The following is a 16,279-nucleotide window of genomic DNA, read 5'->3' as shown; positions in this document are numbered from 1 at the left end:
CGAACGGGGGGATCGGTGTGACCGGCTCGGTGCCGGGGTAATCCGGGGAAATGACGATGACCAGGGCGTACCGCGGCGGCGAGCTGAAGGAGGAGGGGTTCCCGGTCGAGCGGGTGTCGGACTTCCTCGCCGACGAGGACACGACCGTGTGGGTCGACCTGTGCGAGCCGTCGGAGGCCGACCTCGCCGCGCTGACGGAGGAGTTCGGGCTGCACCGCCTGGCCGTGGAGGACGCCGTCCACGAACACCAGCGCCCCAAGCTGGACCGCTACGACCGCCACGCGTTCCTGACCGCGTACTCGGCCGATTTCGACCAGGAGAGCGGCCGGGTGCGGACGTCCGAGCTGGCCGCGTTCGTGATGCCGCACGCCCTGGTGACGGTCCGCAAGGACGACCGGTTCGCGATGGACGCCGTCGTCGCGCGCTGGGACGCCGCCACGGACCTGGCCGGCTCGGGTGTCCCGTACCTGCTGCACGGGCTGCTCGACTACGTCGTGGACGGGCATTTCGAGGCCGTGCAAGCACTCGACGACGAGATCGAACGCCTGGAGGACCTCGTTTTCGACGACCGCCCGGACCAGGCCGAGCTGCAGCGGCGCTCGTTCCGGCTGCGCAAGAGCCTGACCGCGCTGCGCCGGGTGGTGCTGCCGATGCGCGAGGTCGTCAACGCGCTGATGCGCCGCGACCAGCCGTTCTTCGACGAGGCCACCGCGCCGTACTTCCAGGACGTCTACGACCACGTGCTGCGCGCGTCGGAATGGACGGAGTCGTTGCGGGAGCTGGTTTCCACGATCCGCGAGACGCAGCTGAACCTGCAGGGCAACCGGCTCAACCTGATCATGAAGAAGGTGACGGGCTGGGCCGCGGTGATCGCCGTCCCGACCGCGGTGACCGGGTTCTTCGGCCAGAACGTGCCGTACCCGGGCAGCGGCAGCCCGCTGGGGTTCTGGATGTCGACGCTGGCGATCGTGTTGTTGTCGGCATTGCTGTTCGGTATTTTCCGCCGACGCGACTGGCTCTGACTACTGGCTGCGCAGCAGGACGAAGCTCGCCCGCGCCACCGTCGTTCCCGCCGACGTCACCCGGCAGGACGTGAAGACCGCGCGCCGGCCGACGCGGTCCACTGTGGTCTCGACCTCCAGCCAGCTGCCGACCGCGGCCGGCGAGAGGAAGTCGACCGTGGAGCTGACCGTGCGGACCACCGCGCCCTCACCGATCGCGTGGCGCGCGGTGCGGCCGGCGGAGATGTCGGCCAGCGTCATCAGGAAGCCGCCGTGGACCGTGCCGAGCGTGTTGCGGTGCTCCTCGCGGACGTGGACCCCGAGGACGCCGTCGTCGTTGACGTGGATCGGCCCGACCAGCGCGACGAACGGCGACGACTCCAGCAGGACGAAGCCCGGCGGCGGGGTGCTCACCGGGCCGCCTGCAGGACCCGGGCGAGGCCGAGGTCGTCCTCGAGGTCGATCGACGGATCGAGCAGCCACTGGGCCGCGTGTTCCGGGTCGGCCGCGGTCATCTCGAGGAAGAGCCGGACCAGGCCGGGCGTCCTGGCGGTGTGCGCGGTCACGTCGGCGAGGTCGTCGAGGAGGCGGCCGGCGCCTCGCGCAGGATCTGCCGCTGCCGGGCGATCCCCTTGACGTACGGGCCGCGACGTGTCGGTTCGGGCATGTCCCGACGGTACCGGGAATCCGAAAACACAGCAGCGCCGGGCTTTTGGGTACCGTCCTCGGCGTGGGGAGATCGATCACGCCGCCGGGTCGGCGGCCCGGTCGGCGGAGGTGAGGGGCGACGGCCGGAATCCCCTGGCGATCAACCAGATTCCCAGCGACAGCTCCCACAACGCGATCGGGAGCGCGGCCAGCGCCACCACCGGGGCGTCCCGCTCGACGGCGCCGGCCATCGTGGCCAGCGTGGCCGCCAGGAGCAGTGGCGCGCCGACGAACCCGAGCACGGGCAGCGCGCGCGGCACCAGGCGCGAGCGGTAGAGCAGCGAGCCGAGCAGCAGCGCGTTCACCGCCGGCATGAGACTCTGCCCGAGCAGGAACAGCCGGTCGTACAGCGCCACCAGCACCTGACCGCTGACGACCGCGTCGGCGCCGGCGCCGGTCCGCCGCAGCGTCACGACGGTCAGCAGGCACGCGACCCCGGCGATGATCGCCGCGCCCTCCAGGGTCCGGGCACCGACGAAGCCCAGCGCGACGGATTCGTTCTGCCGCTTCAAGATCGGGAACAGGGTGACAGCGGTGCCGACGCAGGCGAAGGCGACAACGACCTCCAAGGCGCCGCCGACGACCGCCGCGGTGTCCGGGCCGTCGCCGGTGACGTAGTTGCGGCCGCGCACCGGGCCGTAGAGCGCGAGTGTCGGGATCGAGACGAAGGTGAGCAGGTAGAGCACGCCCGCGACGAGCGCGGTCTTCCTCGGTGAGTCCATGTGCCGCTCCGGCTGTCGGTCTCCGGTGCGCCACGTTACGCGCGTGTGCCGCCGGTGGAAACGATCCGGGACCACCCGCCTGGCCGAGCCCGGCCGCGGCGAGCGCGCCTACGCTGGGGGCGCGCCCCGGACCCAGGCGACCGCAGTCGAACGGCCCGAGGAGACCAGCTGATGACCACCACGCACAAGGAGCTCGACCCCGTCGAGATCGAGCAGATCGGCGCGGAGCTGGACAAGCTGCGCACCCGCGTCGCCGGCGAGCTCGGCGCGGAAGACGCCGACTACATCCACAACGTCGTTGCCGTGCAACGGTTCTGCGAGGTCGCCGGCCGGGTGCTGTTGTTCGCCGGCTGGTTCCCGCCCGCCTGGGCGGGCGGGGTCGCGGCGCTCACGTTGTCGAAGATCCTGGACAACATGGAAATCGGCCACAACGTGATGCACGGCCAGTACGACTGGATGAAGGACCCGGCGCTGAACTCGCGGACGTTCGAGTGGGACATGGTGTGCCCGGGCGAGCAGTGGCGCCGCTCGCACAACTTCATGCACCACACCTACACCAACATCCTCGACAAGGATCGCGACGTCGGTTACGGCATCCTCCGGATCACCGAGGACCAGCCGTGGCACCCGTACTACCTCGGCAACCCGGTCTACGCCGCGGCGCAGGCGGTGTTCTTCGAGTACGGGATCATGCTGCACGACCTCGAGGTCGACCGGATCGTGCAACGGCGGCGCAGCTGGCGCGACGTCGTCCCGCTGCTGAAACCGATGCTGCGCAAGACGGCGCGCCAGGCCGGCCGCGACTACGTGGTCCACCCGCTGCTCACCGGACCGCTCGCGCCGTTGACGCTGTCCGCGAACGTCACGGCCAACGTGCTCCGCAACCTGTGGGCGTTCTCGATCATCTTCTGCGGCCACTTCCCCGACGGCGCCGAGGTTTTCGCCGAGGAGGAGAGCGAGCACGAGACCCGGGGCCAGTGGTACCTGCGCCAGATGCTCGGTTCGGCGAACATCACCGGCAGCCCGCTGTTCCACGTGCTGTCGGGCAACCTCAGCCACCAGATCGAGCACCACCTGTTCCCGGACCTGCCCAGCCACCGCTACCCGCGGATCGCCGCCGAGGTCCGGGAGATCTGCGAGGACCACGGCCTGCCGTACAACACGGGCTCACTGTCCCGGCAGCTCGGCTCGGTGGTCCGCAAGATCTTCCGGCTCGCGCTGCCCGGACGTCCACAGTAGACCGGCGGGCGGGCTACGTCAGGCGGCCCAGCAACGTCTCCACGGTGTCGGTGTTGTCGCGGTGCGCCGCCGCCATCTGCACGTCGTGCGCGGCTTCCGGGTTCGCGTCCGCCGGCACCGTCAGCAGGGTCACGCGGTGCCGGTCCGAAGCGCCGATCACGGTCACCGTGCCGGCTCGCTGCGACCGGAACCCCTCCAGCCGGACCCGCTCGCCGTCGTGGACGATCCGGCGTGGCGGCTCGGAAAAGTCGCCGAGGTGGAACGTGACCCGCTCGATCCGGCCCAGCCGGACGGCCAGTACGGCGAACAGTTCCGGCAGCTCGCCGACCAGGTCGGCCGAGCGCGGCCACCACGCGCCGTCGACGTACCCGGTCGTGGGTCCCTTCGGCTTCAACCGCAGCCGGAGCGCGTGCTCTTCGGCCGCGGGGGCGGTGACTGTGTGTGGGACCGACGTCATGTCGGTTCTCCCGTCTCCGGCCGCCGATCGCGCCCGGAACGCGCCCGAGGACGGCGCGGGCTCGAGCGCCCGCGCGCGAAATGCTCTCGGTCACCACAGACACTACACGCACCGTGTGTTAAGACTGGGGTCTACCAAAGGGGCCCTCGTGGACCAGCTCACCCTCGGCGTCGTCGCGCGTTCCCGCAAGGAAAACGAACGCCGCCTTCCCATTCACCCGCGCCACTTCGAGCTGATCGAAGCCGATCTCCGCGAACGCATCTTCCTCGAACACGGCTACGGCGAAGACTTCGGCGTCGCCGACGAACAGCTGGCCGGCCTCGTCGGCGGCCTGCGCACCCGCGAACAGCTCGTCGCCGAGTGCGACGTCCTGTTGCTCGCCAAGCCGTTGCGCGAAGACGTCGCCGAACTGCGGACCGGCCAGGTGCTGTGGGGCTGGCCGCACTGCGTCCAGGACACCGGGCTCACGCAGCTGGCGATCGACGGCAAGCTGACGCTGATCGCGTTCGAGGCGATGAACCACTGGCACCGCGACGGCTCGTTCGGGCTGCACGTCTTCCACAAGAACAACGAGCTCGCCGGTTACTGCTCGGTGCTGCACGCGCTGCAGCTGGCCGGCTCGACCGGGGACTACGGCCGCCGGCTGAAGGCGGTCGTGATCGGTTTCGGCGCGACGGCACGGGGATCGGTGACCGCGCTCAACGCGCACGGCGTGCACGACGTGCACGTCCTCACCGGCCGGGGGATCGCCGCGGTCGGCTCGCCGATCCATTCCGCCACGATGGTGCACTTCGAGCACGACGAGAACAACCCGGGCGACCTCCGGCGCAGCCACGCGGTGAACGGCCGGGGCCGCGTGCCGCTGGCCGGGTTCCTCGCCGAGCACGACATCGTCGTCAACTGCGTGCTGCAGGACACCGCCGAGCCGCTGACGTTCCTCATCGAGGAAGACCTCGCCGCGTTCGCGCCGGGCAGCCTCATCGTCGACGTCTCCTGCGACGAGGGCATGGGTTTCAGCTGGGCGAAGCCCACCACGTTCGCCCACCCGGCTTTCACGGTCGGCGACGGCATCACCTACTACGCCGTCGACCACAGCCCGTCCTACCTGTGGAACTCGGCCACGTGGGAGATCAGCGAGGCGCTGCTCCCGCTGCTGCGGCCGGTGCTCGGCGGACCGTCCGAATGGGACGGTCACGAGACCGTGCGGCGCGCCGTCGAGATCCGCGACGGCGTCATCCGCAATCCCGCGATCCTCGCCTTCCAGCACCGCTCGGCGGCGTATCCGCACGTCGCGGGGTAGGTTGTCCCGACAACACACCCGCGTTGCGGAGCGATCCGGACCCTGTCCCTTCCCAGTCGGTGTGGCGGTGCAGGACACCGACCCGAGGGAGACCAGGATGCGCTGGCGGCAGGCCGGTGGCTGAGCTCGACGCGCTGCGGACCAGCGTGCTCGCCGCGCTCGCGGACGGCACACCGGGCAGCGGGGTCGACACGGTCGGCCGGGTGTGCCGGGCGTTCGTCCGGCTGCTCCCGGTGGACGGCGCCGCCGTGTCGGTGATGGCCGACGCCGGGCACCGCGAAGTCGTCTACACCAGCGACCCGGTGAGCGCCGAGCTGGCCGAGCTGCAGCTCACCCTCGGGGAAGGGCCGTGTTACGAGGCCTATTCCCTGGGCGGCCCGGTCCTGCACCCCGACCTCGTCGGCGCGCTCCCGCCGGCCTGGCCGGTGTTCGCCGCCCAGGCCGTCGCGCACCCGGTGGCGGCGCTGTTCACGTTCCCGCTGCAGATCGGGGTCGTGCGCGTCGCGACCCTGGACACCTACCGGGCGACCCCGGGCTCGCTGACCACGGTCGAGCTGGCGACCGCCCTGCAGGTGGCCGACATCGCCGCGCTGGCGCTGTCGGGCCTGCTCGGCGGCGACCGGTGGCTCGACGGGGACGGCCGGTGGATGGAGAGCGCCGGGATGCGGCACCGCGAGGTGCACCAGGCCACCGGGATGCTGATCGCGCAGCTGGACGTGCCGGCCGCGGAAGCGCTGGCGAAGATGCGCGCCCACGCCTTCGGGCACGGCCGCACGCTGCTCGACGTCGCCGCCGACATCGTGGCCGGCCGGCTCCGGCTGGACCTGGAGCCCTGAAGGGATCCACCATGAACAGATCCGACGAGAAACGAGGAGATGGTGGGCATGGCCGACCGTGAACGACAGGTGACCCGGACGTTCGTCGCACTGGCCGACACGCTCGTCGACGATTTCGACGTCGCCGACCTGCTGCACACGCTGGTGCGGCGGTGCGTGGAGCTGCTCGACGTCGCCGCGGCCGGCCTGACCCTGGTCGACGAGCGCGGCAGCCTGCAGGTCCTCGCCTCCTCGACCGAACAGGCCCGGCTGCTGGAACTGTTCCAGCTCAGCAGCGACGAAGGCCCGTGTGTGGACTGCTTCGCGAGCGGGGTGCCGGTGCTGGTCGCCGACGTCGCCGCGCAAGCCGGCCAGTGGCCCCGGTTCGCCGCCGAAGCCGCCCGCCAGGAGTACGCCTCGGTGCACGCGCTCCCGATGCGGCTGCGCAAGCAGACCATCGGCGCGCTGAACCTCTTCGGCGCCCGGCCGGGCAGGCTCTCGGCCGACGACGTCGACCTGGCGCAAGGGCTCGCCGACACCGCGACCATCGGCATCCTCCAGGAACGGGCCATCCGGCACGGGGAGACGATGTCCGAGCAGCTGCAGACCGCGTTGAACAGCCGGGTGACCATCGAGCAGGCGAAGGGCGTCCTGGCCGTGACCGGCGGGCTCAGCATGGACGACGCGTTCGTCGCGTTGCGGGGGTACAGCCGCGGCCACAACCTGCGGCTGAGCGACGTCGCCCGCGCGATCGCCGAACGGACGCTGGACCCGGGCCTCGTCCTGGCGCGCCCGAGCCGCAAGGTCTAGCCCGCGTTCACCGGCGGGTCCGGAGGAACGGCCCCGGATCACCGCCGGCGCGGGCGCCGCTGTGCAGCCAGCGGACGAAACCGCGGCGGTCGCGCCGCTCGAGCTCGTCGAGGTAGTCCTGCCGGCGCTGCACCATGCTCCGGCGGGTCGCGGGATCCCGCGCGACGAGCAGCTGGAAGTAGCTGCGCCGCCAAGCTGTGCACAGATCGTCGGTGCTCAGCTCGGCGACCGGCCGGGGAGCCTGCGGCGGCCGGGTGATCGCGGCGACGACGTCGTTCGTGCTCCGGTCCGCCGGGGTGTCCGGGCCGCGTTTCCGCCGCCGTGGCAGCACAACGGCGGCAACCGCGCCGACGGCCGCCGCCGGCAGGCTCCAGCCGAGCATGGCACCGACCGGCGCGCCCACGGCCGCGAGCGTCGCGAATACGCCGGCGAAGGCCGTGGCCGCGGCCCAGATCGCGCGGATGAGCATGGTTTCGCCTCGGCGTTCGGTTCGAGCGCCGGGCTCCCGCCTCGCGCTGCCGTCGGAAACAAGCGCCGAGGTCCGGGGCGTCACCCCCGACTTTACCGGTTCCGGCGGGCTTCCGGACCACCCGGCTGGAGCTGCCGGGGCGCGCCGGTACCCGCGTAGGCTGGACCACCGCCCCGGACCCCGGCGATCCCTTCGTCGACGAATCGGGGTGGCATCGTGGGACTGACCGGCGATCTGGACGACGAGTACCCGGTGGGCTGGGTCCTGACCTACCGGAACCGGCGGGGACCCGGCTGGTCGGCCGGTGTGGTCCTCGGGCCGCCGTCGCGGGATCCGGGCACCGGCCTCGAAACGATCCCGCTCGCCCCGCTCGGCGACGGCCCGGCGATCCGGGTGCCGGACCGCGACGTCATCGGCATCACGCCCCGGCGCCCGCCCGGCTGACGTCCGTCCTCAAAGGACTCACCGGGGGAACCACCCGCCTGGCCGAGCCCGGCGCGCCCCACCCGGGCTTACGCTGGACGTCGCGCCCCGGACCACGGCGCTCGAAGCGACGTCCGAGTCGAGCGGGGTGACGAGATGGCCGAGGGCGCCGGTCCCGGCGGGTATCCGCAGGGGTGGCAGGTCCGCTACCGCGGCCGCCGGGAGCCGTCGATGCCCGGCTTGCGGACGTCGCCGGAACGCATCGGCACGATCGCCGGCCCCTGCCTGCGCGACGAGCACACGAGCACCACGTGGGTCCGGGTCCGCCCGTTCCGCGCGACCCCCGAAACCCCGCTGCGGCTGGTGCGGTCGACGGACATCCTCGACGCCCGCCCACCCGGCGAGCCCCTGCCCCCGCGCCCCGCGGACGACGACGACACCGGAAAGCGCACGGTGGTGCTAGAACTGCCGAACCGCGGCCCGGTGACCTAGCGGTCCGGCCGCGCCGGGAGTCGATCGGGAGTCGGACGGCAGGGTCGGACGGCGGTGGTTGCGGCGCCGGAACCGGGCCGGGTAGCGGGTTTGCGTACCCGAGCGGTCGGCCCGCGTACCCGGAGAGTCGGCCCGCGTACCTGGAGGGTCGGTTGACGTGATTGGAGGGTCGACTCGCGTGATTGGGGAGTCGACACGGTGCTGTTGGCGAATTCGTGGCGAGCGCCGGTGAGTGGTCTGCCGCGGCTCGTCGTGAGTGGTTAGGGCGGTTCTAACCGCCCTAACCACTCACGAGGGCCGCGGCAGACTGTGGAGGCTGGGTTCGCGCCAACAGCACCACGCGTCGCGAATCCGGCGCGGGGGCCGGGGGAGCGGGGGTTACGAGGGGGTTGGCAGGTGGCCGGGGCGGAACTGGACCAGCAAGGCCGTCGCCGTCGCGCAGACGGTGTCGCCCGCGCGCAGTTCGCCGGCGGCGTGGACCTTGCGGCCGTCGCGGCTGGTCAGGCGGCCTTCCGCGGTGAGCGGGACGCCGTAGGGCGTGCCCTGGTGGTAGTCGACCGTCAGGGACGCCGTCATGCCGGGGAAGCCGGCCGCCGCGGTGGCGCGGCCCAGCACGTGGTCCAGCACCGCGGCCACCCAGCCGCCGTGCACGCGCCCGGGCGGCCCTTCGTGTGCCGCGCCGAGAAGCAGATCGGCCCGCACCGAGTCCGGCCCGACGTGCACCCACGACAGCGGCGGGGCCAGCGGGTTTCCCGGCCCTTCGACCGGGTTGTTGATGCTCAGGTACCCGCCGCCGTCGAGCGCGGCGAGCAGCAACGGCGACGCACCGCCGGCGGCGCGCAGGACCTCGGTGACGTCTTCGATCCGCCTCGCCGCGGCGACCAGGTCGGCCTCGTCGTCGCGCACGCACACCGCGGCCTCGATCAGCTCCCGGATCCGCGAACCGAGCAGGGCCCGCGCGGGCGGCACGCCGGGGACCACCGGGTAGGCGCCCCTGAGCTGCGGTTCGGCCATCGTCCTCCTGCCCGCGGAACTAGAACGTGTTCCACATTAGCAGGATCTTCCCCGCCCGGTCCGGCCGTCGATCCGCTCGCGTGGCAGGTCGGCACCCGCAGCGACATCGCGCTGCCGCCGTTGCCGTGAAGGCCTCCTTACCGGCCACAAGAGCCGGTAAGGAGGCCTTCACGGCTTTCGCTTACCTGCCGAAGCCCGCGGTCACTGCGTGACGAACGGGTTCGCGTCGAGCCCGCAGGTCTTGCCCGCCGCCGGGAACGTCCCGGAGATCAGGTAGTTCCGCTTGACCTGTTCCGTGCACGTGCTCGGCGCGTACATCGACGAGTGCCCGAAGCCGTCGGTCACGAACACCTTGGCGCGCGCCAGTTCCGCGGCGCCGTCCTGCGCGCCGTGCAGCGGCGTCGACGGGTCGTACCGGTTGTTGATCACCAGGATCGGCGCCGACGTCCAGCGGTTCCACGGCCCGGTGTACCGGTCGGTGTCCTTCGCCTTCCAGTAGGCGCAGCTCATCATGTCCAGCGCGCCGATCCGCCCGAAGTACGGCACCCGCTGGTCTTCCGAGGCGGCGTACCGGCTGTAGATCGCCGGATCGGCCGGGACGTCGCTGTCGGTGCACTGGATCGCGTTGAACGCCTCGGTGCGGTTCGAGGTGTACTGCTCGCCGGTGGTGCTCGCCGTCCGCGCGGCGGTCACCGTGGTCCGGGCGTCGTACAAGCGCTGCAACAGGTCCGCGATGTCCGGCCAGCCCCGCAGGTCCGAGAGGTCGCCGGCGGTGTTGATGATCCCGGAGTACGTCCAGGTCTCCGGACCGTCGGCGCCGGGGACGGTGATCGGGCCCCGCTGGGCCCGCGTCATGATCTCGGTCCACTTCGCCTTCGGGTCACCCGAGGAGAAAGCGCAGTCCGGGCCGGCCGCGGTGCACTGCTTCAGGAACTGGTCGAACGTGTCCGAGATGCCGCGCGGGACGTCCTGCCGGGTGTCCAGCGGGACCGTCCGGCCCGTGCCGTCGTGGCCGGTGGCGCTGCCGACGAAGTCCATCGAGCCGTCGAAGACCATGGCCCGGATCCGGTCCGGGAACAGGTTGGCGTAGACGGCGCCGAGGAACGTGCCGTACGAGATCCCGTGGTAGGTCAGCTTCTGGTCACCGACGGCGCGGCGCAGCACGTCCAGGTCCCGGGCGGTGTTCGCCGTCGAGACGTGCTGGAGGATGTTCCCCGCCTTCTGGCCGCACCGGTCGGCGAGGTCTTTCGAGGCGGCGAAGAAGGGCGCTTCGCCGCTCGGGTCGCCGGGCATTTCCGGGAACGACCCGAAGAACGCCTGCTGGTCCGCCTCGGTGTCGAAGCACCGGACGGCCGTGCTGTTGGCGATGCCGCGCGGGTCCCAGGACACGACGTCGAAGCGGGACCGCAGCTCGGGCGAGAACAGCCACGGCCACTTGCCGCGCTCGCGCAGCCGCTGCAGCCCGGACGCGCCGGGGCCGCCGAAGTTGACGAAGAGGGTGCCGATGCGCTTCGCCGGGTCCGTGGCCGGGAGCTTGATCAGCGCCAGCTGGATCTGGGCGCCGGTCGGCTGGTCGTAGTCCAGCGGCACCGGCGCCGTCGAGCACTGGAAGCCGTCCTGGCAGTCGGACCAGGTCAGGTGGGGTGCCGCCGGTTCGGGTGGGGTGGCGGCGTCGGCGGGCACGCCGGGCAGGGCCAGAGCGGTCGCCAGCACGGCGACCACCAGCCGGCCCGCACGACGGGTCAGAGCGGTGGGCAAGGGAAGGATCCTCCAGTTTTCGGTGCAACCCCAGTGGAACTCTCGGCTCCCAAGACGTGAGCCGGTGGGGAAAGGTTGTCACCGAAGATCGTTTTTCGCGTCAGCGTGCAGGGTCGTCCCCTGTTGGCCGCAGCCGCGAAAAGTGTTCACGCGAGTGCCGTGCCACCGCCCGCGGGCACGACGGAGCGGGGCACCGGGAACTCCCCGGTGCTCCGCTTCGCGCACGTCAGGGCAGGGCCAGCGCGTCGTCGACGGTCGGGGCGAGCGTGATCAGCTCGTGGGCGCCGGCGAGCTGGATGGTCTTGAGCACCGTGGGGCCGGTGGCGACGACCCGCAGCCGGGTGGGGTTGTCGTCGGCGTCGCGGCTGGCCCGGACGATGGCGTTGATGCCGCTCGAGTCGAGGAAGGTCACCGCCGTCAGGTCCAGCACGACGGGCCCGGCCGCGGCCGCCTGCAGCGCGGTCAGGGTCCGGCTGAACTCCGGGACGGTCAGGAGGTCGAGCTCGTCGGCCACGGCGACGACGACCGCGCTGCCGCGGCGGCTGACACTGCACTGCAAGGCCGGCTGCTCGTCGGGGATCACCAGCGGCGGCGGCTCAGGGGGTTCGTTGCTGGACACCGCACCAGTCTCTCCCGGGCGTCCGGCGCCCGCAGCGTGGTGCCCGAGGTCGAGTGCCGGTTCTCACTCCGGCAGCGTGGCGCCCGAGGTCACGGTCCGCAGCGCGGCCCGCAGCAGCCGGGCGATCTGCGGCGGCGTCCAGCCCGTGCGGGTGGCCAGCTCGGCCGTCGTGAGGCGGTCCACGGCGGTGGACCACAGGGCGAAGCGCTGGCGGGGCGGCAGCTGCGCGACCTCGTCGAGCAGGACGGCGTCGTGCAGGGCCGCGTCCAGCCGTGCACGCTCGATCCGCGGCGCCAGGTCCGCCCGCAGCGCCACCAGGACACGGGCGCGCACCTGCCGTTCGGCGGCGGCGTTCCGGCAGCGCCGGTCCACCTCGGGTGCCGCGGCGAGCACCCGGCGGCACAACGCGGTGCTCGTGCGCTGGGACCGCCCGGTCTGCATCGCGACGCGGTAGACGAGCGTCAGCATCCGCCCGGGAAGATCGGTTTCGGCGGGCCGCCAGGACGCCACCGGCCGGGTGGGGCTGCCGGTCGTCATCCGTTCGCCTCGACGCCGGTCCGGTCGCTCGGCTCGCCGGGCAGGTGGCTCAGCAGCCAGACGAGCTCGGCGGCGTCGATGAGCCCGGCGTCGGCCGCGCGGATCCAGGCGCCGGCGGCCCGGCGGGTGAATTCTCGCGTGACGACAGGCCTGGTCGCGTGCTGAACGCTGTTCATCAGCTGCTCCCGATCGGCGAGTGGGGTGTGCTCGGCCACCGGGGTCCGGGGGTGCCGCGACGTGAGGAGAGTTTAGGCGCTGTCCGGTGAGTCCGCTCGATGGGCCGCCCGGGCGCGAAGACCGTGAGCTTGACCCGCAGGACAGCGACCTGACCTCCAGGGATCGTGGCCGGGGTGGTCAGGATCCCAGGGCGAAGCGCTGCGCGGCGGAGGCGTTGCAGTCGTAGATCCGCAGCCGGTCCCCGGCTTTGCCGGCGTTGTCCGGGTCGTCCAGGCAGCGGCCCGCACCGACGTTGCGCAGCGCCCCGTTCGCGGCCGGAACCCATTGCTGCGCCGGGCTTCCGTTGCAGTCCCACAGCTGCACCGGCGTGGTGTTCGCGGTGCCGGCGTTGACGACGTCGAGGCATTTCCCGAGCGTGCGCACCGACGTGTCACCCGGCGCGGACCACCGCTGCGCGTCGGTGCCGTTGCAGCCGTAGAGCTGCACCGCGCTGCCCGACGCGGGGTAGGCGTCGACGACGTCGGCGCAGAGCCCGGCCGGGCCCGTGACCGGTGCCGGCGGGAAGCGCCAGGCCTGGTCGGCCGTGTCGGCGCAGTCGGCCAGGCGCATCCCGTCGCCCGCCGCCGTGGCGGCCAGGCACCGGCCGGCGTTCGTCAGCTTGCCCGCCGTGGTCAGGCTCCACGCCTGCGCGGCTGTCCCGTTGCAGGTGTAGAGCTGCACCGGCGTGCCCGCGGCCGTCGAGCCGCCGGCGACGTCGAGGCACTTGCCGAGGACGCGCACCGTGCCCCCACCGGTCGGCGGGGTGAGCTGCTGGCCCGCCGAGTGGTCGCAGGCGGCCAGCTCCAGCGGCGTGCCGTCGGCCGACGCGCCGCCGTGGACGGCGAGGCAGAGCCCGCCGCGGCCGGTCACCTGGCCCGCCGCCGGGTTGTCGGCGGCGGTGCCGGTCAAGGTGACGGTGTGCCGGGCGTTCGACGGCAGGCTCGCCGTGGTCACGGTGACCGTGCGGGAGTGCGCGTTGTAGGCCCACGCCGTCTCGGGCAGCCGCTGGCCGTCCACCGAGACCGCGGTCGGCGCGGCCGCGTTGGCCAGCCGCAGGGTGTAGGCCTTGGCCGGGGAGGTGCCGGCGGCCGCGTCGACCGTCAACGTCCTCGCGGCGTCCTGCCAGCCGAACCGGGTGGTCGACGACGCGCCGGCGCCTTCGCCGGAGTCCTCGTACAGCGAGAAGCTCCCGTCGGCGCCCGCCGTCACGTTCAGCGTGAGCTGGTCCAGCGGCGCGGCGGCGTTGTCGGTGTAGTTGGTGCGGATCGGCACGATGCCGCCGGCCTTGACGAGCACCGGCATCTCCGACAGCGGCTTGGTGATCGTCGCGGTCGACGGTCCCGTGTAGACGGTGCCGGTGAAGTAGTCGGTCCAGGTGCCCGGCGGGATCCACGCCGAGACCGAGCCGCTCGCGGCGGTGATCGGCGCGACGAGGACGTTGTCGCCGTACAGGTACTCCTGCGGGTGGGTGTAGGCCGCGTCCTGGTCCGGGTAGTTCAGGTAGAGCGGCCGGGTGATCGGCACGCCGGTCTGGTTCGCCTGCTTGGCCAGCGTGTAGGTGTAGGGCACCAGCGACTCGCGCAGCCGCAGGAACTTCTCCGCGCTGTCGCCCGCCGCGCCGGGGTAGTCCCACGGCAGCCGGTCGCCGTGGTCGGAGTGCAGCCGGTCGATCGGCTGGAACGCGCCCAGCTGCAGCCACCGCGCGTAGAGGTCGTCGGGCAGGTGCCCGCCGTGGAAGCTGCCGATGTCGTGGCTGACGTTGCTGAGCCCGGCGGCCGCCTCGTCCGGCGTGAAGCGGGCTTCGTAGGCGAGCATGTCCCAGCTCAGCGGGGTGTCGCCGGTGAACTGGAGCGTGTTGCGGCGCTCCGACCAGGGCCCGAGCGGGTAGCTGCTGTGGATGCCGCCCTGTTCGGCGCCGCCGATGCGGCCGAAGGAGAAGCCGCGCAGGCCCTGGGCCGCCGCGTGGTCGGCGTAGGCCTGGTTGATGAAGTTGTCCGGCGCGACACCGGTGTCCGACGCGCTCGACCGGCCGCAGCCGGAGCAGTAGTCCAGCCACCACGTCCGGACGCCCTGGGCGTCGAACGGCTTGTGCAGGTCGAAGTAGGAGCGCAGGTGCGCCGGGTTCGACCAGTCCCACACGTAGTTCGAGCCGTCGGCGATCAGCCCGCCCGCGGTCGTGTTCGCCGCCGCGAACTTCGGGTCGTTGCCCGCGATGGACGTGTGGATGTTGAGCGAGACGGCCAGGCCCTGTTGTTTCGTCCAGTTCAGGAACCCTTGCGGGTCCGGGAAGAGCGCGGTGTTCCAGTTCCAGCCGTTCCACTGCGACGGCGACTTCCAGTCGGTGTCGACGACCAGCCAGTCGATCGGGGTGAAGGTGGAGCGGAACTTCGGCAGCAGCGACGTGCGGTAGTCGTTGTCGGAGTAGGCGAAGTAGCGGGAGAACCAGACGCCGTAAGCGGACCGCGGCAGCAGCGCCGTGCCGCCGGTGAGGGCGTTGAGGTCGCCCAGGCCCTGCTTGAAGTCCTTGCCGTAGCCGAAGAAGTAGCCGTCCTGGTAGGGCTGCGCGCCGTGCGACGCCCGGTCCGTGACGGTGCGGTCGGCGTTGAGGACGGCCGAGTGCGTGTCGTCGAGCAGGTACCAGCCGTCGCGGTCGAGCAGGCCGGGGTGCTGCGGCGTCGGGACGGCCTCCGGGTTGTCCAGCGACCGGTCCCAGCCGCCCAGCACGGACTTGGGCCCGGCGCCGTAGGCGGTCGCGAGCAGCGAGGTGTCGGCGGCGGGGTAGGCCGCGGTGGTCGTCGTGACGGCGAGGCTGTCGAGGTTGACGTTGCCCGAGTCACCGGACTTGCGGTCGATCCGGACGGCGTTCGTCCCGGCGGTCAGCGGAACCGTCACCGACGCGGTCGCCCAGGTGTTCCAGGACGACGTCGCCGGCAGCGAGAGCTTCGGCCCGGGCGCGCCGTTGACCGTGGTGGACAGCGTGCGCGTGGTGGTCTGGCCGTCGCCGCCCTGCGCGTTCGCGTAGCGGACGGTGAGCCGGTACTGCCCGGCCGACGGCACCGCGGAGACGTCCTGGGCGAGCGACGCCCCGACCGACGTGAACCCGGCGAGGAATCCCGAACCGGTGTTCCCGGTGTGGTCGTAGGCGGTCGACGCCGACCCGCCCGGCACGCCGTTTTCGGCCTCGCAGGCCGTGGCGAAGGCGCAGTAGGACGGGAACAGCGGCGCGGCCGTGACGTTCGTCGTCGTGAGCAGCACCGACGTGTTGTCGCGGGTGAACGGGCCGCTGTTCTGCCGGTACCGCAGGGTGAGGCCGGCGGTCTTGATCTCGCGGACGCCGCCGGTCACCGTGGTCGTGTAGGCGGGGGCGGGGAAGGACCGGTTCACGGCGTTGAAGGTGGTCAGGTCCTGGAACCGGTCGTCACCGGCGTATTCGAGCCGGATCAGCGTCGGCGTCAGCACCTCGAACCGGGCGTGCCCGTCCTGGACGACGGCCTGGTCCACCTGCGCGGGTCTCGGATCCCGGGCGGCGGCGACTCCGGTGACGGCGGCCACGCCCGTCACGACCGCGACCAGGGTGTGGATCAGCTTCAGCGACGGTGATCGGAACACGCGCACTCCCTTGTCCACGCAGACCTGCTGATCCACTGTCAACGTTGTCCACCGGACATTTCAGCCGCCGAATGCAGCAGAACCGCCCGA

18 protein-coding genes are annotated in these 16,279 nt (G+C 72.1%); 7 read left to right on the top strand and 11 right to left on the bottom strand.

Going from position 1 to position 16,279, the window contains the following annotated elements; genetic code table 11:
- The first annotated feature begins 50 nt into the window (after positions 1-50).
- Complete coding sequence (locus OHS18_RS20730) at positions 51-1,022, top strand: magnesium transporter CorA family protein (protein ID WP_328450201.1); 972 nt, start codon at positions 51-53, stop codon at positions 1,020-1,022.
- Here the strand turns inward: OHS18_RS20730 and OHS18_RS20725 are convergent, their stop codons facing one another.
- From OHS18_RS20725 to OHS18_RS20715, 3 genes are all read right to left on the bottom strand, one after another.
- On the bottom strand, positions 1,023-1,415 hold the full coding sequence (locus tag OHS18_RS20725; RefSeq protein WP_328618169.1) for a PaaI family thioesterase: 393 nt from the start codon (positions 1,413-1,415) through the stop codon (positions 1,023-1,025). It abuts the gene before it with no gap.
- Positions 1,412-1,567, bottom strand: a complete 156-nt coding sequence (locus tag OHS18_RS20720; RefSeq protein WP_328618168.1) for a hypothetical protein — start codon at positions 1,565-1,567, stop codon at positions 1,412-1,414. Before OHS18_RS20720 ends, OHS18_RS20725 begins: the two co-directional genes overlap by 4 nt.
- Before the next feature lie 177 nt (positions 1,568-1,744).
- Positions 1,745-2,431, bottom strand: coding sequence for a DUF4386 domain-containing protein (locus OHS18_RS20715; protein ID WP_328618167.1), 687 nt, complete (start codon positions 2,429-2,431; stop codon positions 1,745-1,747).
- A gap of 171 nt (positions 2,432-2,602) precedes the next feature.
- Between OHS18_RS20715 and OHS18_RS20710 the strand changes: the two genes are divergently transcribed.
- Entirely contained in the window at positions 2,603-3,670 is a 1,068-nt protein-coding gene (locus tag OHS18_RS20710) for a fatty acid desaturase family protein (protein WP_328450207.1), read from the top strand.
- Between the two features lie 13 nt (positions 3,671-3,683).
- Here OHS18_RS20710 and OHS18_RS20705 read toward each other — a convergent pair whose 3' ends face one another.
- Positions 3,684-4,127 (bottom strand): DUF5994 family protein, encoded by a 444-nt coding sequence (locus tag OHS18_RS20705; protein WP_328450209.1) that lies wholly within the window; start codon positions 4,125-4,127, stop codon positions 3,684-3,686.
- A gap of 148 nt (positions 4,128-4,275) precedes the next feature.
- On the opposite strand from OHS18_RS20705, the gene OHS18_RS20700 reads away from it, so the two are divergent.
- From OHS18_RS20700 to OHS18_RS20690, 3 genes are all read left to right on the top strand, one after another.
- On the top strand, positions 4,276-5,427 hold the full coding sequence (locus tag OHS18_RS20700) for a N(5)-(carboxyethyl)ornithine synthase (protein ID WP_328618166.1): 1,152 nt from the start codon (positions 4,276-4,278) through the stop codon (positions 5,425-5,427).
- A 116-nt stretch (positions 5,428-5,543) separates the two neighbouring features.
- Positions 5,544-6,263, top strand: coding sequence for a GAF and ANTAR domain-containing protein (locus OHS18_RS20695; protein ID WP_328618165.1), 720 nt, complete (start codon positions 5,544-5,546; stop codon positions 6,261-6,263).
- Between the two features lie 48 nt (positions 6,264-6,311).
- Positions 6,312-7,052, top strand: coding sequence for a GAF and ANTAR domain-containing protein (locus OHS18_RS20690; protein WP_328450215.1), 741 nt, complete (start codon positions 6,312-6,314; stop codon positions 7,050-7,052).
- 7 nt (positions 7,053-7,059) lie between these two features.
- On the opposite strand, the gene OHS18_RS20685 is transcribed toward OHS18_RS20690, so the two are convergent.
- The gene (locus OHS18_RS20685; RefSeq protein WP_328618164.1) at positions 7,060-7,521 is read right to left on the bottom strand and encodes a hypothetical protein; all 462 of its coding nucleotides are present in this window, start codon (positions 7,519-7,521) and stop codon (positions 7,060-7,062) included.
- Positions 7,522-7,737: 216 nt separating this feature from the next.
- Between OHS18_RS20685 and OHS18_RS20680 the strand changes: the two genes are divergently transcribed.
- Together OHS18_RS20680 and OHS18_RS20675 are read left to right on the top strand one after the other, a co-directional pair.
- Complete coding sequence (locus tag OHS18_RS20680) at positions 7,738-7,965, top strand: hypothetical protein (protein ID WP_328450219.1); 228 nt, start codon at positions 7,738-7,740, stop codon at positions 7,963-7,965.
- Positions 7,966-8,100: 135 nt separating this feature from the next.
- A complete protein-coding gene (locus OHS18_RS20675; protein ID WP_328618163.1) occupies positions 8,101-8,436 on the top strand; it encodes a hypothetical protein in 336 nt (111 codons plus the stop codon).
- A 378-nt stretch (positions 8,437-8,814) separates the two neighbouring features.
- Here OHS18_RS20675 and OHS18_RS20670 read toward each other — a convergent pair whose 3' ends face one another.
- The 6 genes from OHS18_RS20670 to OHS18_RS20645 form a co-directional block, all read right to left on the bottom strand.
- Positions 8,815-9,450 carry a PaaI family thioesterase gene (locus OHS18_RS20670; RefSeq protein WP_328618162.1) on the bottom strand — a complete coding sequence of 212 codons (636 nt, stop codon included), beginning with the start codon at positions 9,448-9,450 and terminating at the stop codon, positions 8,815-8,817.
- 201 nt (positions 9,451-9,651) lie between these two features.
- A complete protein-coding gene (locus OHS18_RS20665) occupies positions 9,652-11,208 on the bottom strand; it encodes an alpha/beta hydrolase (RefSeq protein WP_328618161.1) in 1,557 nt (518 codons plus the stop codon).
- 226 nt (positions 11,209-11,434) lie between these two features.
- Complete coding sequence (locus OHS18_RS20660; protein WP_328450226.1) at positions 11,435-11,827, bottom strand: STAS domain-containing protein; 393 nt, start codon at positions 11,825-11,827, stop codon at positions 11,435-11,437.
- A gap of 63 nt (positions 11,828-11,890) precedes the next feature.
- Complete coding sequence (locus OHS18_RS20655) at positions 11,891-12,364, bottom strand: sigma factor-like helix-turn-helix DNA-binding protein (RefSeq protein WP_328618160.1); 474 nt, start codon at positions 12,362-12,364, stop codon at positions 11,891-11,893.
- Positions 12,361-12,540, bottom strand: coding sequence for a hypothetical protein (locus OHS18_RS20650; protein WP_328450229.1), 180 nt, complete (start codon positions 12,538-12,540; stop codon positions 12,361-12,363). The genes OHS18_RS20655 and OHS18_RS20650 overlap by 4 nt, the downstream gene beginning before the upstream one ends.
- Before the next feature lie 178 nt (positions 12,541-12,718).
- Positions 12,719-16,189, bottom strand: a complete 3,471-nt coding sequence (locus tag OHS18_RS20645; RefSeq protein WP_328618159.1) for a ricin-type beta-trefoil lectin domain protein — start codon at positions 16,187-16,189, stop codon at positions 12,719-12,721.
- Positions 16,190-16,279: the final 90 nt, after the last annotated feature.

It is taken from the genome of Amycolatopsis sp. NBC_00355 (assembly GCF_036104975.1).
In the GTDB taxonomy this organism is placed as follows: Bacteria; Actinomycetota; Actinomycetes; order Mycobacteriales; family Pseudonocardiaceae; genus Amycolatopsis.
Note: the sequence above shows the minus strand (reverse complement) of the source record. Positions and strands in the feature narration are given on the sequence as shown.

What these genes read in the sequence shown, in the direction of transcription:
- OHS18_RS20690 (WP_328450215.1), top strand. Translation starts at nt 6,312, where the DNA reads ATGGCCGACCGTGAACGACAGGTGACCCGGACGTTCGTCGCACTGGCC.
- OHS18_RS20710 (WP_328450207.1), top strand. Translation starts at nt 2,603, where the DNA reads ATGACCACCACGCACAAGGAGCTCGACCCCGTCGAGATCGAGCAGATC.
- OHS18_RS20715 (WP_328618167.1), bottom strand. Translation starts at nt 2,431, where the DNA reads ATGGACTCACCGAGGAAGACCGCGCTCGTCGCGGGCGTGCTCTACCTG.
- OHS18_RS20675 (WP_328618163.1), top strand. Translation starts at nt 8,101, where the DNA reads ATGGCCGAGGGCGCCGGTCCCGGCGGGTATCCGCAGGGGTGGCAGGTC.
- OHS18_RS20705 (WP_328450209.1), bottom strand. Translation starts at nt 4,127, where the DNA reads ATGACGTCGGTCCCACACACAGTCACCGCCCCCGCGGCCGAAGAGCAC.
- OHS18_RS20650 (WP_328450229.1), bottom strand. Translation starts at nt 12,540, where the DNA reads ATGAACAGCGTTCAGCACGCGACCAGGCCTGTCGTCACGCGAGAATTC.
- OHS18_RS20655 (WP_328618160.1), bottom strand. Translation starts at nt 12,364, where the DNA reads ATGACGACCGGCAGCCCCACCCGGCCGGTGGCGTCCTGGCGGCCCGCC.
- OHS18_RS20670 (WP_328618162.1), bottom strand. Translation starts at nt 9,450, where the DNA reads ATGGCCGAACCGCAGCTCAGGGGCGCCTACCCGGTGGTCCCCGGCGTG.
- OHS18_RS20685 (WP_328618164.1), bottom strand. Translation starts at nt 7,521, where the DNA reads ATGCTCATCCGCGCGATCTGGGCCGCGGCCACGGCCTTCGCCGGCGTA.
- OHS18_RS20730 (WP_328450201.1), top strand. Translation starts at nt 51, where the DNA reads ATGACGATGACCAGGGCGTACCGCGGCGGCGAGCTGAAGGAGGAGGGG.